The organism is Noviherbaspirillum sp. (genome assembly GCF_035254685.1).
Taxonomy (GTDB): Bacteria; Pseudomonadota; Gammaproteobacteria; order Burkholderiales; family Burkholderiaceae_D; genus Noviherbaspirillum.
The window spans coordinates 18,893-33,400 of the sequence record NZ_DATFAI010000025.1; the positions used below are offsets into that span (position 1 = coordinate 18,893).

Annotated in this window: 18 protein-coding genes; 5 read left to right on the forward strand and 13 right to left on the reverse strand. The window is 62.1% G+C overall.

Features of this window, described 5'->3' with window-relative positions:
- Positions 1-62 precede the first annotated feature (62 nt).
- Both VJ698_RS11895 and VJ698_RS11900 read left to right on the forward strand, forming a co-directional pair.
- The gene (locus VJ698_RS11895; protein ID WP_324102975.1) at positions 63-614 is read left to right on the forward strand and encodes a phasin family protein; all 552 of its coding nucleotides are present in this window, start codon (positions 63-65) and stop codon (positions 612-614) included.
- 170 nt (positions 615-784) lie between these two features.
- On the forward strand, positions 785-1,141 hold the full coding sequence (locus VJ698_RS11900; protein ID WP_324102976.1) for a helix-turn-helix domain-containing protein: 357 nt from the start codon (positions 785-787) through the stop codon (positions 1,139-1,141).
- Positions 1,142-1,145: 4 nt separating this feature from the next.
- On the opposite strand, the gene VJ698_RS11905 is transcribed toward VJ698_RS11900, so the two are convergent.
- From VJ698_RS11905 to VJ698_RS11935, 7 genes are all read right to left on the reverse strand, one after another.
- Positions 1,146-2,477, reverse strand: a complete 1,332-nt coding sequence (locus VJ698_RS11905; protein ID WP_324102977.1) for an exonuclease domain-containing protein — start codon at positions 2,475-2,477, stop codon at positions 1,146-1,148.
- 123 nt (positions 2,478-2,600) lie between these two features.
- Entirely contained in the window at positions 2,601-2,819 is a 219-nt protein-coding gene (locus VJ698_RS11910; protein ID WP_324102978.1) for an RNA-binding S4 domain-containing protein, read from the reverse strand.
- 44 nt (positions 2,820-2,863) lie between these two features.
- On the reverse strand, positions 2,864-3,736 hold the full coding sequence (gene ypfJ / locus VJ698_RS11915; RefSeq protein ID WP_324102979.1) for a KPN_02809 family neutral zinc metallopeptidase: 873 nt from the start codon (positions 3,734-3,736) through the stop codon (positions 2,864-2,866).
- Positions 3,737-3,809: 73 nt separating this feature from the next.
- A complete protein-coding gene (gene yegQ / locus VJ698_RS11920; protein WP_324102980.1) occupies positions 3,810-5,174 on the reverse strand; it encodes a tRNA 5-hydroxyuridine modification protein YegQ in 1,365 nt (454 codons plus the stop codon).
- A gap of 148 nt (positions 5,175-5,322) precedes the next feature.
- Complete coding sequence (locus VJ698_RS11925) at positions 5,323-6,294, reverse strand: GGDEF domain-containing protein (protein WP_324102981.1); 972 nt, start codon at positions 6,292-6,294, stop codon at positions 5,323-5,325.
- Positions 6,295-6,341: 47 nt separating this feature from the next.
- Positions 6,342-6,719 (reverse strand): SirB2 family protein, encoded by a 378-nt coding sequence (locus tag VJ698_RS11930; RefSeq protein WP_324102982.1) that lies wholly within the window; start codon positions 6,717-6,719, stop codon positions 6,342-6,344.
- 153 nt (positions 6,720-6,872) lie between these two features.
- Positions 6,873-7,274: a hypothetical protein gene (locus VJ698_RS11935; protein ID WP_324102983.1), complete on the reverse strand. Its 402-nt coding sequence runs from the start codon at positions 7,272-7,274 to the stop codon at positions 6,873-6,875.
- Between the two features lie 366 nt (positions 7,275-7,640).
- On the opposite strand from VJ698_RS11935, the gene VJ698_RS11940 reads away from it, so the two are divergent.
- Positions 7,641-7,892, forward strand: coding sequence for a hypothetical protein (locus VJ698_RS11940; protein WP_324102984.1), 252 nt, complete (start codon positions 7,641-7,643; stop codon positions 7,890-7,892).
- A 91-nt stretch (positions 7,893-7,983) separates the two neighbouring features.
- Here the strand turns inward: VJ698_RS11940 and VJ698_RS11945 are convergent, their stop codons facing one another.
- From VJ698_RS11945 to VJ698_RS11960, 4 genes are all read right to left on the reverse strand, one after another.
- The gene (locus tag VJ698_RS11945; protein WP_324102985.1) at positions 7,984-8,613 is read right to left on the reverse strand and encodes an alpha-ketoglutarate-dependent dioxygenase AlkB family protein; all 630 of its coding nucleotides are present in this window, start codon (positions 8,611-8,613) and stop codon (positions 7,984-7,986) included.
- A 73-nt stretch (positions 8,614-8,686) separates the two neighbouring features.
- Entirely contained in the window at positions 8,687-9,106 is a 420-nt protein-coding gene (locus tag VJ698_RS11950) for a PaaI family thioesterase (RefSeq protein WP_324102986.1), read from the reverse strand.
- Positions 9,107-9,155: 49 nt separating this feature from the next.
- A complete protein-coding gene (locus VJ698_RS11955; RefSeq protein WP_324102987.1) occupies positions 9,156-9,620 on the reverse strand; it encodes a cupin domain-containing protein in 465 nt (154 codons plus the stop codon).
- Between the two features lie 52 nt (positions 9,621-9,672).
- A complete protein-coding gene (locus VJ698_RS11960) occupies positions 9,673-10,098 on the reverse strand; it encodes a MarR family winged helix-turn-helix transcriptional regulator (protein WP_324102988.1) in 426 nt (141 codons plus the stop codon).
- A 178-nt stretch (positions 10,099-10,276) separates the two neighbouring features.
- Between VJ698_RS11960 and VJ698_RS11965 the strand changes: the two genes are divergently transcribed.
- Positions 10,277-11,329: an alpha/beta hydrolase gene (locus tag VJ698_RS11965; protein WP_324102989.1), complete on the forward strand. Its 1,053-nt coding sequence runs from the start codon at positions 10,277-10,279 to the stop codon at positions 11,327-11,329.
- A gap of 14 nt (positions 11,330-11,343) precedes the next feature.
- Here VJ698_RS11965 and VJ698_RS11970 read toward each other — a convergent pair whose 3' ends face one another.
- A complete protein-coding gene (locus tag VJ698_RS11970) occupies positions 11,344-12,042 on the reverse strand; it encodes a general secretion pathway protein GspB (RefSeq protein WP_324102990.1) in 699 nt (232 codons plus the stop codon).
- 3 nt (positions 12,043-12,045) lie between these two features.
- Entirely contained in the window at positions 12,046-13,764 is a 1,719-nt protein-coding gene (locus tag VJ698_RS11975) for an ExeA family protein (protein WP_324102991.1), read from the reverse strand.
- A 207-nt stretch (positions 13,765-13,971) separates the two neighbouring features.
- On the opposite strand from VJ698_RS11975, the gene VJ698_RS11980 reads away from it, so the two are divergent.
- Entirely contained in the window at positions 13,972-14,505 is a 534-nt protein-coding gene (locus VJ698_RS11980; protein ID WP_324102992.1) for a DUF3617 domain-containing protein, read from the forward strand.
- The last annotated feature ends 3 nt before the right edge of the window (positions 14,506-14,508 follow it).

Sequence of the window (14,508 nt, forward strand, 5' to 3'; positions counted from 1 at the left end):
CATATTTTGACAACGTTTTCGCCGTGCCTGGCTCGCGTTCCGCACCTGTTACTGGAGTTTTCATGTTCCCGATTCAAGACCAAATTTCCGTTGCCACCAAGGCCAACCTCGAAGCCAATCTCGCGCTCTGCACTTCACTGACGAATAAGACGCTGGAGAGCATCGAGAAGCTGCTCAACCTGAACATCGCTGCGATCCGTGCATCGATGGAAGACGCGACAGCGGCAACCCGCCAGATGCTGACCGCAAGGGATCCGCAGGAATTCATGTCGATCATCAGCGCGCATTCCACGCCGAACGTCGAAAAGGCCATCGCCTACGGCAACCACCTCATCAGCATTGCAGGTGCGACGCAGGCTGAATTCACCAAGGTCGCTGAAGCGCAGATCGCGCAGTTCAGCACTACGGTCACTGGCTTCATCGAAGACGCGGCACGCAAGGCGCCGGTCGGCTCCGACAACATGGTCACCATCGTCAAGACGGCGATCGGCAGTGCCAACAACGGCTACGAGCAATTGACGAAGACGGCCAGGCAGGCCGTCGAAGTGATGGAATCCAATCTGACGACGGCGGTGAACAGCCTGTCGCAAGCGACTGCAGTTGCCAAGAGCTGATGCGCTGAAATGATTTGATCGACGAGCGGGCCGCATTTGCGGCCCGTTTTCTTTTTCACTCCAGGTTGTTGAGCAGTGAGGAATCGCTGGGACGCTGGTGCGCATCGCCTCTGCACGGACAGACAGATGTCATGCAGTAAAATTACTACATTTTTCGTAGCGGAGGATGAATGTCTTTGCCAAGCCCAGGGACAAGCGTGCGTGGATCGCGCAGCGGACGTCCGATCATGATGCTGCTCGATTTGCTTGGGCGGCGATGGGTGTTGCGCATTCTGTGGGAGCTGCGCGACGGACCGCTGACCTTTCGCGAATTGCGCGAGCATTGCGACGACATGTCGCCCACGGTGCTCAACCAGCGCTTGCGCGACTTGCGCGAAGCGGACATTGTGCTGCTGGAAGAGCCGAGCGGTTATGGCCTCACCGGGCCGGGCCGGCAATTGCTGAAATCGCTCACGCCCTTGCATCACTGGGCGGAGCAATGGCAGAAAAGGCAAACGGCCAGGGCCGCGAAGCTGCGCGCCGGATGAAGGACTATCGCACCGATGGTACAGAGTGTGCGGCGTGCAGCGGCCGCGCCTGCACCTTGCCGAGCTTCAGCGCGCGCGACAGGATCCTGTAGCTATCGACGTCGAAGGAAGAGCGGGCCGGAGCGCGATCCAGCAGTTGCCGGATTTCCCATGCGTCATGCGCGATGCCAAGGCTGACCCAGTTATCGACCACGTGCACATCGGACCGCCCATCCACGCCGGTTTCGACAATCGCGACCGGACCGTCGTAGGGCCATGCCTGGATGCTGATCGATGACAGCGCCGCGAGCAGGAACTCTTGCTGATTCTCGGCGCTGTTGTTGGGGTGCTTTTCCATCAGCGCGTGCAGGGCCGCCTGCGCTTTTTCGCGTGACGTGAACAGGCCATGCAAACCCGTCGCCCTGCCGAAGTCGATCTCGCTCGCAAACACCAGCGCCGGGCGCAGCACACCGGACGCATCGGGACGCAGCTGCCATGAGCACAACGTGGACTCGTGCGCACCCGGAAGTGTCGGCTTCTGTCGCTTCATCAACTGCGCCTGCAACAGTTGCGCGCCAACCTCACCTGCGGTTTCGTGCCATTCCAGCCGGCGCATCTGGCGCGCAAGGCGCATGTCCCTGTACGAGGGGTGTTCGGCATGAAAATGCGTGAGGATGCGCTGGCGCAGGTGCGCCGCCTTGCCGACATGCAGCGGCATATCATGTTCGCCGTAAAACACATAGACGCCCGGGCCATCGGGCAGGTCGTCGAGCAGATCCGGGTCCAGGTGCGTCGGCAGATTGGGACGATGCAGCAGTTGCCGGATCGCCTCGAGCATGGTGTCGGCCGGCAGCGTCGCTTCCAGCTTGCGCCAGAACTGCCACAGCAGGTCGGCGTCGGCCAACGCACGATGGCGCGTATGCGCGGACAGCTTGTGGCGCTCGACCAATGCATCGAGGCTGTGCCTGGCCTCTTCCGGAAACAGCTTGCGCGACAGCTTCACCGTGCAGAGCACTTCGCATCGCAGGTTCGCGCCGAAGCGTCTGAATGCGTGGCGCAGGAAGCCGTAGTCGAAGCGCGCATTGTGCGCGATGAACAGGCTACCGCGGAGGCGTTCCAGCAATTCCTCCTGCACCGTATCGAAGGTGGGCGCGTCGCGCACCATGTCATCGCTGATGCCGGTGAGCTGCTGGATGAAGGGCGGGATCGGCATCTCCGGATTGACCAGCGTGGACCAGCGCTGCACGCCCGCAGCCGAGACTTCAACGAGCCCGATTTCGGTGATGTGGTCGCACAGGGGATTCGGCCCGGTGGTTTCCAGGTCGATGAAAATCAGTTTGCCGTAGCGGTTCAGCATGGCATCGCCATTCTGCAGTGATGCTGGCGACGCGCAGCGGCGGACACAGCAAGGGGTGAAGGGACTTCCCGCGCTTGCCGCAGGAAGCATAACCTTGCATTGACTGTGCCGTACGGGGAAAGTTCAGCCGGCAAGAACCCGGATGCGCACATCGCCCAGTGTAACGACCTGTCCTGCACGGATCTTTGCGGTCTTGCGCAGTTCCACCTTGCCGTCCACGGAGACATCGCCGCCTGCGACGATCGCCTTGCCGGCGCCGCCGCTATCGCAGAGGCCAGTCAGCTTCAGCAACTGGTTGAGTTCGACGTGGTCGCCGTGCAGGCGGAATTCGAGGGATTGCATGGTTGTCCTTGTTATTGCGCTACTGGGTGAAGGGCCTTATGGCTTCACAGTTGTCGTGCCTGGAAGGTGTTGCACGCGCTGATCTTGCCGGTTTCGATGCCGCGCTTGAACCAGCGCACGCGCTGCGCAGAGGTACCGTGCGTAAACGAGTCCGGCACCACTTCGCCGCGCGCCTGGCGCTGCAGAGCGTCGTCGCCGATCGCGCTGGCTGCATTGAGCGCAGTCTCGACGTCGCCGTTCTCGAGGATGTTCCGCGCCTGGTTCGCATGGTTGGCCCAGACGCCGGCAAAACAGTCGGCCTGCAGTTCGAGCCGCACCGACAGCGCATTGGCCTGTCGCTCCGACATGCCGCGGCGCGCATTGTCGAACTTCTCGGTGATGCCCATCAGGTTCTGCACATGGTGGCCGACCTCGTGCGCGATCACATAGGCCTGCGCGAATTCGCCCGATACACCGAAGCGCTCGCGCATCAGGCGGTAGAAGCTGAGATCGATATAGATCTTCTGGTCACCGGGGCAGTAGAAGGGGCCGGTGGCCGTCACGCCCATGCCGCAGGCGGTCGGCGTGCGGCCGGAAAACAGGACCAGGTGCGGATCGACGTAGGTCGCGCCGCGCTCACGGAACAGCGCGGTCCAGGTGTCTTCGGTATCGGCCAGCACGGTTTTCACGAAGTGCGTGCTTCGGTCATTGGCGGGCGGTTGATGCGCAGGCTGGACTTGCGCCACCTGTCCCGAGCCGCCGCTGAGCATGCTGAGGATGGACAGCGGGTTGACGCCGAACAGCAGGCCTGCGACCACCGCGATGACCACGGTGCCGATGCCGAGCGAGCCGCCGCCCAGGCCGATGCCGAATCCGCCACCGCCTTCACCGCGACGGTCTTCCACGTTTTCGCTTTCGCGATTGCCTTCCCATTTCATGACATGTCTCCTGCGGTTGTGCGCACCGGAAATGGATTGACAACAAATACAGGCACAAGTGCCGTCATGCCCGTCACAGCAGGCGCGCCAGCAGTGCCTTGTCGTAACGCGCATCCAGCGGGATGCGCACGCGATGCCCGCTGCCGGCGGCGACCTTGATGGGCTCACCTTCCTGGGTCAGCATGGTCTCGAGCGTCACGACCTGGTTGCCGCTCGGGTGTATGACTTCCAGTCGATCTCCGACGGAGAAGCGGTTCTTCACTTCAACATCCGCCCAGCCGTCCGCCACCGATTGCACATCGCCAACATAATGGCTGCGGTGGACTTCCGACACGCCGCTCATGTAGTTCTGGTATTCCTCGGTGTGGTGGCGCTGGTAGAAGCCGTCGGTGTAGCCGCGGTTGGCGAGCCCCTGCAGTTCGCCGAGCAGGTTCTCGTTGAAGGGGCGTCCTGCCGCCGCGTCGTCGATGGCGCGGCGGTAGACCTGCGCCGTGCGCGCAACGTAGTACAGCGACTTGGTGCGGCCCTCGATCTTCAGTGAGTCGACGCCGATCTTCACCAGGCGCTCGACGTGCTCGACCGCGCGCAGGTCCTTCGAATTCATGATGTAGGTGCCGTGTTCGTCTTCCAGGATCGGCATGTGCTGGCCGGGGCGGCCCGCTTCCTCGATCAGGTAGGGGCGATCCGCGAGCGGATGGCGCGGCGTATCGCCCAGCGCGGCGAAGGACTGGTTCGCGTCCTCCAGCGCCTGCTGGTAGTTGAACTGGATTTTTTCCACGGGCACGCGCGCGATGTCGCCAGTGGCATCCTCGGAGGCGTTCATCACCTTGTAATCCCAGCGGCAGGAGTTGGTGCAGGTGCCCTGGTTGGGGTCGCGATGGTTGAAGTAGCCGGACAGCAGGCAGCGGCCGGAGTAGGCGATGCACAAGGCGCCATGCACGAAGACTTCGAGCTCCATGTCAGGACATTGCTGGCGGATCTCCTCGACCTCGTCGAGCGACAGTTCGCGCGACAGGATCACGCGCGTGAGGCCCATGCGCTGCCAGAATTTCACGTCGGCCCAGTTCACCGCATTGGCCTGCACCGACAGGTGGATCGGCAGCTCCGGCCACTTGTCGCGCACCATCATGATCAGGCCGGGATCGGCCATGATCAGCGCGTCCGGCTTCATGGCGATCACCGGTTCCATGTCGCGCAGGTAGGTTTTCAGCTTGGCGTTGTGCGCAAAGATGTTGCTGGCGACGAAGAACAGCTTGCCGCGTGCGTGCGCTTCGTTGATGCCGGCGGCGAGCGTGTCGAGCGTCGAGAATTCATTGTTGCGGGCGCGCAGGCTGTAGCGCGGCTGGCCGGCATAGACGGCGTCGGCACCGAAGTCGAAGGCGGCGTGCATCTTGGCGAGCGAGCCGGCGGGCAGGAGCAGTTCGGGGGAGCGGAGCATGATGGTGTTGTGTTGCGCGGATGCGGAACCCGACATTATACCGGGCGGGAGGAACGGCTTACTGCCGCCGTCAGCATGGCAATGCATGACTGGGAACGCTGCAAACGATGTCGAACTGCTATCGGAAATGCGCCGCTGCCACGCTGTTTCAGAGCGCCACGCGGTCCCGGCCGTCTTCCTTGGCGCGATACAGTGCTGCATCGGCCGCGGAAACCAGTTCTTCGGCATGCTGCCCGGGCTCGAGCGTCGCAACGCCGAAGGAGGCGGTGATGTGCGGCAGTGGGCGGCGCATTTCGCTGAAGACGACCGACTGGCGGACGCTGTCGCGCAGCCGCTGCGCCACGAGCAGGGCGGTCTTCTGGCTGGAGGAGGGCAGGATGACGAGTAGTTCCTCGCCACCGAAACGTGCGGCGAAATCGGTCGGGCGCAGGCAGGACCGAATGGCCTTCGCCGCGATCTGCAGCGCATGGTCGCCCGTGACATGGCCGTGCTCGTCGTTGAATCGCTTGAAGTGGTCGATGTCGATCATGATGAGCGACATCGGGCTGCTGGCCGCATGCGCGTTCTCGACGATGCTGGGCAGATTGTCGTTCAGCCAGGCACGATTGTGCAGGCCGGTCAGGCCGTCGACCATCGACAGCTGGCGGTAAAACTCGCCGACCTTCTGGCGCCGACGGAGCTGGGCGTTCGCGGCGCGGATACGGAAGGATAGCAGTCGCAGCAGATTGCGCGCCACGCCGTTCGACTCGTCGACCAGCTTCCACAGCGTGTCGGCGGGGATCACCAGCACATCCGAATCTTGCAGCGCATGGATGTGGTCGGAACTGGCCTCGCCGTCGAGAACGGACAGTTCGCCCGCGCATTCACCGGGCAGGATACTGGTGGCGGCATCCGTCTGCCCCGCGTGCAGATCGGCATGCGTGACGTTGAGCGCTCCGCGCAGCACGATGTACAGGCATGCACCGTTCTCGCGCTGGCCGAGCACTGGCTGGCCGGCAGTCACGCACATGACCTCGCAGGGTGCGAGCAGTGCGGCGACCTGCGCCAGGGCTGTGCCCTGGAACAGTTGGATGTCGTCGACCGGATATGCCGAAGCGCCGAAAGTTGTGAATGGTTCCAAGCTTGTTCCGTTATCCGTATCGAAAACCGTGGCGCTTTCGTGGCGCTTTACCACCACCATACCTGCCGCGTCAGCGCCACCTTCACGATATAGCCGAACAGCAGCAGAGCGATGACGAATGCAGCCGTGCGGATGCCCTTGGTCTTGCCACGCTTGATGGCGACGCTGCCGACCACGATATAGGCGATCAGGGCGAGCACCTTGGCAGTCAGCCAGGGTTGCACGAAGGGATACTGGTGGCTCCAGAAGACCATGATCAGCGCGCTGGTCAACAGCACCGTGTCGATCAGGTGCGGAAGGATCTTCATGGGGCGGCGCTGCAGCAGCGGTGAGTCGGCCAGCATCAGCATGCCGCGGAAGAAAAAGAGGCTGCCGCTCAGCGCGGCGCAGGTCATGTGCAGGTATTTGATCGCCAGGTAGGTCATCGTCGCGTCCGTTGTGTCGCATATGCAAGACGGGCACCATTCTATCAATGTCCGGCGCGGCGGACGAATTCGACCCATGCAAAACGGGCGGATGCTTTCGCACCCGCCCGTTCACATTCTTGTTTGCATTCTTGCTGGCGCATCACTGCAGATTCAGTCCCGGTGGTGGTGATGCCCGCGTTCGCCATGGCCGTGCCGCTCGCGCCACGGACGTCCGTAGGTTTCCTCCACATAGGCGTGCTGGACATAGGGACGGTTCGAGGCAAGCATGACTTGCACGCCGGAGCCTGTCGAGACGCGGTACTGCATGGGCAGGTTGACACCGAACTGCCAGTTCCTGCCATTCATCCAGAACCACATGTTCTGCTCGGGCGCGTAGTACACCTGCTGTGCCGGATAGTAGACATAGCGGTATTCGCGCACGACTTGCGCTTCTTCCTGATGTGCACGGTGGCCGTGCGCCGGCGCCCAGGGCGGCGGGCCGGCATGGGCGGGCGTTGCTGCAATCAGGGCGAGCGCGGCGGAGGCAAGGATTGCTTCGCCGGTATTTTTCATGATGGTTCTCCAGGGTGATGGCAGGGTGGCAACCAGGTGCCGTGTTTTCCTGCCGTGAATCGTCATGCTTCATGTTCGCAGCAAACCGCGTGTGCCGGGGAATATTGTTGTAGAGGAATGTAACGGGCTCTCGCGATTCCCCATGAATTCAGGCGGTTATCGTTGTGCCCGTTACAAGAGGTTGCAAATTTCCGGCGAGGAGTGCGGCGCGAGCAAATCATTGTGCAAGCGGCATCCGTCCTTTGGTCTTGTCAATTTCCGTATTCACGAAATGGATATCTGATATGGGTAATCGCAATTGGATTTATCTCTGTTGCACCCATACACTGCAATCAAGCAATAGACTTTTCTGAAGAGGTAAGCATCATGTCCACGCTGACATACGGTTCACATGCCCCGGCGAACGCCGGTCTCTCCTATACACAGAACGTTGGTCGTGCCGCCCGCGCGCTGCTCGCCGCGTTGCTCGCCGTCCCCGTCCGCAAGGATGGCGCATCCGTAACGGTACGCCGCCACGAGTATGAATTCGCCGACGCCGAGCTGATTGCCGCGCGTTACGAGTCCGTCATGCCCAATCTGGCGCAGGAACTGCGGGTGATGGCCGCGCGCCGCGACTGATCGATATTGGCTCCTGGCGGCAAGCGGCGGTTGCTGCCAGCCGTTTGCACGTCACCTTGAACGGCATCGCATGCAATGCGGTGCCGTTTTTTTATTTCTGGTGCTGGATGGTGCGGAAGGTCAGGTTGATCCTCGGCAGGCGCGCATCCTTTTCCTTCATGACGGCGTGTTGCCAGAACCGTTGCGTCGTCCCTTCCATCAGCAGCAGGCTGCCGTCGGTCAGTGCGATCGAGACTTGTTGCACCTCTTTCCTTTTCCTGTGCCGCAGGCGGAACATGCGCGTGTCGCCGAGGCTGAGCGAGGCGATCGCGGGCGCATTGCTGAGTTCGGGTTCGGCGTCGCTGTGCCAGCCAACGCTGTCATGCTCGTTACGATAGAGATTCAGCAAGACGCTGTTGAAGTGATGCCCCGTCGCGTTTTCGATGTCGCGCCGGATGCGGAGCAGCGTGTCGCTCCAGGGATGCGGATCAAGCATCACGCCGGAGTACGTGTAGCGGCTGCCTGCGTCGCCATACCAGGCCGAGAGGCGAGGCTGCAGATGCTCCTTGCCCCACAGGATGATGGTTTCCTGGCGCCAGCATATCTCGCTCAGCAGGCGTTCCATCAGTTCGCCGGAAAGTGGCTGACGGTAGAACGCCTGCATGAAGCGTACTTGCGCATCCTGCATCGGGATCGTTTCAGGCGTGCTGCTGCCGCTGAACAGGGAAAGGCTGTCGTTCATGGATGGTTCACCGGGTCGGAACAATCATGGTACCGACCCGCGCACCATCGTGCCAGTTGCGGTGAACAAACTCTTATTTTGGCCAGAGAATCATCTGCGTGCAGCGGAAGGTTGCGATCAGCTTGCCGGTATCGCGGTGGCGCACCTGTGCGTCCCACACTTGGGTGTTGCGGCCGGTGTGGACCGCTTTCGCCTCGCACTCAATCACGCCTTCGCGCGCCGTGCCGATGAAATTGCTCTTGAGTTCGATCGTGGTGAAGCTGCTCGCACCTTCCGGCAGGTTGACGATGCAGGCATAGCCGCACGCGGTATCCGCCAGCGTGACGACACTGCCTGCATGCAGATAGCCGTTCGGCGCCAGGTGCGATTGCTGTACGGTCAGTTCCGCGTTCAGGGTTTCTTTTCCGACGCCGGTGACGACGATGCCGAGCAGGCCCGGAAGGAAGGGTTTGCCGCGCTGGTTGAAGGATTCGAGAGTGTTGAGGTTTTGCATTGCTTGCCTTTGCATCAGTGAATGGAGGTGCGGACAGCGTGATCCTGCTTCATGCCGGCCAGTCGACCTTCTCCGGCAGTACCATGCCGTCCTCGATGCCCTTGGCCTGCATGCTGCCGGCCTTTGCCTGCACGACGATGTAGTAGAGGTCTTCCTGCGAATGATTGCGCCAGGTTCGCACGCCTTCCGGCGCGACGCGGATCACGGTGCCTTCACGCACCTCGATCACCTTGCCGTCGATCAGGAACTGTCCGCTGCCTTTGAGGAAAATGTACAGCTCCTCATGTTCGCGATGCTGATGATAAAACGGAACGCCTTGCCCTGCTGGCAGCTTGTTCAGCGACACTTCCATGCCCGTCATCTGCAGCGGCTCCTGCAGGAACAGCTTGCCGGGGAAGCCGCGTCCCTTGCCGAGCGGATGATAGAACTGGTAGTTGTGCAGATCCGTCAGTTCGCCGACCTGCGCTCCCGAAAAATTCCTGCCTTGCACCACGTCCAGGTTTGCGTTGTCCATCGCTTTCTCCTTTTGAGGTAGATGTATATACACATAAACGGCTAAAAAAATTTCAGGCCGCCGTTTTCTGCACCAGATGAAACACGGCCCGTGTCAGGCCATCGAGATCGACGTCGGAGGCAAGTTGCGCGAATTCCTTTTGCGCCTGTTTCCACAAGGGCAGCGCCTGCTGCACACGTTCCTCTCCAGCACGCGTGAGGGTCCAGTGGCGCTCACGCCTGTCCTCGCCGGCTGTTGCCGCGATCCAGCCGTTTTCTTCAATGATCTTCAGGGTGCGCGTCAGTGTGGTGCTGTCCATCACAAGCGCGCTTGCCATCGCCCCGGTCGTCAGCCCCGGTTGGACGCTTAGCAGGCGCAGGATGCCGAACTGCGTGATCTTCACACCGGACGGCTTGAGTGCCTGGTCGTACATCTGCGTCACGATGCGTGAGGCCTGGCGGATCGAGCCGGCATAGCAGGGCATTCTGAACGGTTTCACGGTCTTCCGCAGACAGGAATGAGGATGGAGTGACGATATATGCATATACATCCAATGTCAACCCGCCCTGGACGTTGCCGGCGCGACAGCAGTTTGACGCAGGCAAAACAACATGGTTGAACTTCAGGCAGCAATACGCCTTCCAACAGGGACATCCAACTTGTCAGGAGTGCAAAGAATGGTTCAGCTGTCGAACAACGAAGGCGTCATCGGAGAATCTGCAGCAAGCTCATCGGGTACGCGCAATGCGCTGCTGATCGCGGCCGCCGCGGCACTGGTCGCATCGGCCGTGGTGGTGCGCAGCCGTACACAGGAAGCCGAGCGCGACAATCCGCCGCTGGGCAGCTTCATCGAAGTCGAGGGAGTCCGGCTGCATTACGTCGAGCGCGGCGAGGGGCAGCCGCTCGTGCTTCTGCACGGCGACGGCAGCATGATCCAGGATTTTGCACTGAGCGGATTGATCGATCTCGCGGCGAAGAAGTATCGCGTGATCGCATTCGACCGCCCGGGATACGGCTACAGCGATCGGCCGCGCACTACCGTCTGGACGCCCCAGGCGCAGGCGGAATTGCTCCATCTCGCCTTGCACCGCCTCGGCATCGAGCGACCCATCGTGCTCGGGCATTCCCTGGGCACGCTGGTCGCGATTTCACTTGCGCTGCAGGCGCCAGATTACGTGAAGAGCCTTGTGCTGCTGTCGGGTTATTACTATCCCACCGCGCGGCTCGACGTCCCATTGCTGTCACCGCCGGCGATACCGGTCATCGGTGATCTGCTGCGTTATACCATCTCGCCGCTGCTCGGGCGCATGATCTGGCCCGCCATGCGTCGCCGCCTCTTCGGCCCGGCTCCTGTACCTGAGAAGTTCATGGATGAATTCCCGGTGTGGATGACCTTGCGTCCCAAGCAGTTGCGCGCGTCGGCGGGGGATGCGGCAATGATGATCCCTGCGGCTTATGCGCTGCACGATCGTTACCGCGAACTCGCGATGCCGGTCGTGATCATGGCGGGTGACAGCGACAGGTACGCCGACATGCATGTGCATTCCGAGGCGCTGCACCAGGATATCCGGCACAGCACGTTGCACATTGTTGGTGGCGCCGGCCATATGGTCCATCATTTCGCACCGGAGGAAGTGATGAATGCCATCGACGAAGCGGCGCAGGCGGCAAGCGTTGAACGCCGTGTGACGGGACGCGCCGCGTTCCCGGCGGCGGTCCAGCTTGGCTGAAACGATATGGGCGATCAGTAGGGCATCCGGTAACGGTGCCCCTTGAAGTTCAGCACCATCCCGTTTGACATCAGCGTTTCGAGCCGTAGGCCGGGCGCCACTTCATCACCTTCGCGAAGCAGTTTCGTATTGATGAGCACGGTGCGGTCCGCCTTGTTGCCGGAGTAGAGGTAACCCCCAATGGCAAGCGGCGGGATCTCCCGCTGGATAGCCTCCGGCAGTTCGCGCAGTCCCGGCACGCGCGGCTCCTCGGCCGCGACCGGACGCGGCGCCGGCTTTCGCTCGGCTGCCGTCACGCGTGGCTTCTTGTCGGGTGCCTTGTGCCTGACACTTTCCTTCGGCGGCTGTGCTTGTTCCGGTTCCGCTTTCTGCACGGATGGCGTTGCAGCGATTGCAGGAGGCGCCGTGTTTTCCGGAGCTGGCGCCACCTTTTCCGCGACAGGAGCAACCGGCTGCGGTTGCGGCGGCGCGCTGGGTGTCGTCGCCGGCGCGGTTGCGGTCACGGCCGGTGTTTTCGTCTGGGAGGCGCCGAACCATACGCCGCCTGCGGCGGCCGCGGCGACCGCCGGCAATAACAGCCACCAGATCCGGGCCGGCCGCTGCGGCGCGCGATCAAACTGCGCACCGAGCACAGTTGATGCCTGTGATGTGGCCGACGCACCGATGCGACGCTCCGCCTCGGCCTTTCTCAGTGCATCGAGGATATACGACATGGCTTACTCTCCTGATGCATGAACCTCGTGCAGGCGCGGTTCGGCCACGCCCACGAGGCGATTGATGAACATGACCGTCACCGGGCCTGCGACGCCGTCGACGAACAGGCCGTGGGCGCGCTGGAACAGGCGCACCTGTTTCTGCAGTTCCTGGCCGGATAGTGGATCAGCGGCCGCATCCAGGCCGTTGATCTTCGCAAGCTGTGCCGCAATCCAGCCGCCGGACACTGCAGCGCCGGCCGGACCGTCGGGTACGCGCCAGAGGGTCACAAACTCGCCGCGGAAGAAACGGGTCAGGTCGACCAGCCGCACACTCTGCATCGTTCCCTCTGCACGCAGGCTCGCCGCAGTGTCGCCAAGCGCGGTCAGCACGGCGTAACGCGGCTTGTTGCCGGCGTCATACAACTTGAGGACGGCAGGGCGGTCCAGCTTGCGCAGCTCGGCAAATCCGCCACTGCTGCGATGACAGCGGACCAGCGGGTTCGCGCTGCTGTCGCAGGGATCGTTGCCTGCCAGCGCCACGTTCCACAGCGACGCGAGTTCGCGCACCGCTTCCGCCTCGCCGGCAAAGGCGCCCGCCATGTTTCCATCCTGCGCCGAGATGATGGCTTCCACTTCCTTGTCTTTCACCGCTTCCGTCACGGGAGCAGACGCCTGCGCAGCTGGCGCTTCCCGCGGTTTTTCCTCTGCTGCGCTCGCAGGGGCGGAGGCTGGTACTTCATGCACATTATGTCCATCATGCGCGACGAGCTTGACGCGCTCGACGCTGGAAGGCGAACTCCACGCCGCATAGATCGCAGGCAGTCGGGAAAGATCGCCGAGGCTCCACACGGCAGCGCCGGCCAGCGCCGCGGCCAGCATGCCAAGCGCCGCGATCTTCCATTGGCTGCGCCGACCGTGCATTCGGTTGTGCTGGTTGATGAACAGCTCGCTCGCCGCGCACTCGATCGTGGCGTGGTCCACTTCATGTGCGCCGTTGGCGAAGGCGCCGAGCATGGCGCGGTCGCACAGCAGGTTGATGCGGCGCGGGACGCCGCCGGTCAGCCGGTGGATCAGCTTCATCTGCGGCTGCTGGAAGGGCGATGCGCCGGTCAGCCCGGCGGTCGCGAGCCGGTGCTGGATGTAGCTGGCGGTTTCCTCTTCGGACAGCGCGCTCAGGTGATAGTGCGCAATGACGCGCTGGGCCAGTTGCTCCAGCTCGGGCTTGTGCAGCATCGCGCGCAGTTCTGGCTGACCGATCAGGATGATCTGCAACAGCTTGCGTTCGTTGGTTTCCAGGTTGGTCAACAGGCGCAATTGCTCAAGCACGTCGGCCGACAGGTTCTGCGCCTCGTCGATGATCAGCACATTGTTGCGCCGCTCGGCGTGCGCGGCCAGCAGGAAGCGGTTGAGCGCATCGACGTAATCCTTGACGCCCATGCCGGGCTTTGCGTCGATGTGGAATTCCTCGCAGACGGCCTGCAGCAGCTCGATGACATTCAGCTTGGGATTGAAGATGTACGCCAGGTTGCAGCTTGCGGGCGCCTGCTCGAGAAAGCAGCGACAGATGGTGGTCTTCCCGGTTCCGATGTCTCCGGTGAGCAGCACGACGCCGCCGCCCGCGTCGACGCCGTACAGGAGATGCGCCAGCGCCTCACGATGACGCTCGCTCATGAACAGGTAACGCGGATCCGGCGAAATCGAGAACGGAGTCTGTTTCAGCCTGAAGAACTGGGTATACATGACGTCTCGAAAGGAGTCGAGTGAGAGCGCCTGAAAAATGCTTCATTGCAGCGCGTTCCGTGAAGGCTACCACAAGTGAGCAAAAGGGAAACTGCGCCCGGGCAAATTCCCGTTCGCGTGGAATGGTTTTGATAGAATGCAAACCATGTCCAGGGTGCTTGCCCGGCCCTCGTGCCATCCGTCCACCTTATCGCTCCAGGAGACTTCATGCGTACACTCACTACCTCGCTGCTGCTCTGTTCCATGCTGTCTGTTTCCGCGCACGCATTGGCCGCTGGTCAGATGAAACCCGGCCTCTGGGAAATGACGATGAAGTCGGATGCCATGAAGAACATGCCGAAGATTCCACCGGAGCAGATGGAGCAGATGCGCAAGATGGGCGTGAATGTGCCGCAGTTTCAGGACGGCGCGATGGTGACCAAAGTGTGCATCACCAAACAGATGGCCGAGGCCGACCAGCCGCCCGGCATCGATGAAAAGGAAACCGGCTGCCAGACGAAGAACTACCAGCGCAGCGGCAACACCTACAGTGTCGACATCGTCTGCAACGGTGACCAGATGAAAGGCGAGGGCAAGGCGAAGGGCAGCTTCGCGGGCAGTGAAAGCTTTACGTCCACCTACGATTTCAAGGGCACGATGCATGGCCAGCCGGTGAACCAGCACCAGGAGACCAGCGGCAAATGGCTGGCCGCCGACTGCGGCGCGGTGAAGCCGGTGACCGGCATGATGCCGAAGAAGTGAGCT

Excerpts from the sequence above, each read along its gene's own strand:
- ypfJ (WP_324102979.1), bottom strand. The coding sequence starts at position 3,736 with ATGAAATGGGAAGGCAATCGCGAAAGCGAAAACGTGGAAGACCGTCGC.
- VJ698_RS11935 (WP_324102983.1), bottom strand. The coding sequence starts at position 7,274 with ATGAAAAATACCGGCGAAGCAATCCTTGCCTCCGCCGCGCTCGCCCTG.
- VJ698_RS11910 (WP_324102978.1), bottom strand. The coding sequence starts at position 2,819 with ATGCAATCCCTCGAATTCCGCCTGCACGGCGACCACGTCGAACTCAAC.
- VJ698_RS11945 (WP_324102985.1), bottom strand. The coding sequence starts at position 8,613 with ATGAACGACAGCCTTTCCCTGTTCAGCGGCAGCAGCACGCCTGAAACG.
- VJ698_RS11965 (WP_324102989.1), top strand. The coding sequence starts at position 10,277 with ATGGTTCAGCTGTCGAACAACGAAGGCGTCATCGGAGAATCTGCAGCA.
- VJ698_RS11940 (WP_324102984.1), top strand. The coding sequence starts at position 7,641 with ATGTCCACGCTGACATACGGTTCACATGCCCCGGCGAACGCCGGTCTC.
- VJ698_RS11970 (WP_324102990.1), bottom strand. The coding sequence starts at position 12,042 with ATGTCGTATATCCTCGATGCACTGAGAAAGGCCGAGGCGGAGCGTCGC.
- VJ698_RS11980 (WP_324102992.1), top strand. The coding sequence starts at position 13,972 with ATGCGTACACTCACTACCTCGCTGCTGCTCTGTTCCATGCTGTCTGTT.
- VJ698_RS11900 (WP_324102976.1), top strand. The coding sequence starts at position 785 with ATGTCTTTGCCAAGCCCAGGGACAAGCGTGCGTGGATCGCGCAGCGGA.
- VJ698_RS11895 (WP_324102975.1), top strand. The coding sequence starts at position 63 with ATGTTCCCGATTCAAGACCAAATTTCCGTTGCCACCAAGGCCAACCTC.
- VJ698_RS11950 (WP_324102986.1), bottom strand. The coding sequence starts at position 9,106 with ATGCAAAACCTCAACACTCTCGAATCCTTCAACCAGCGCGGCAAACCC.
- VJ698_RS11905 (WP_324102977.1), bottom strand. The coding sequence starts at position 2,477 with ATGCTGAACCGCTACGGCAAACTGATTTTCATCGACCTGGAAACCACC.
- VJ698_RS11975 (WP_324102991.1), bottom strand. The coding sequence starts at position 13,764 with ATGTATACCCAGTTCTTCAGGCTGAAACAGACTCCGTTCTCGATTTCG.
- yegQ (WP_324102980.1), bottom strand. The coding sequence starts at position 5,174 with ATGCTCCGCTCCCCCGAACTGCTCCTGCCCGCCGGCTCGCTCGCCAAG.
- VJ698_RS11955 (WP_324102987.1), bottom strand. The coding sequence starts at position 9,620 with ATGGACAACGCAAACCTGGACGTGGTGCAAGGCAGGAATTTTTCGGGA.
- VJ698_RS11930 (WP_324102982.1), bottom strand. The coding sequence starts at position 6,719 with ATGACCTACCTGGCGATCAAATACCTGCACATGACCTGCGCCGCGCTG.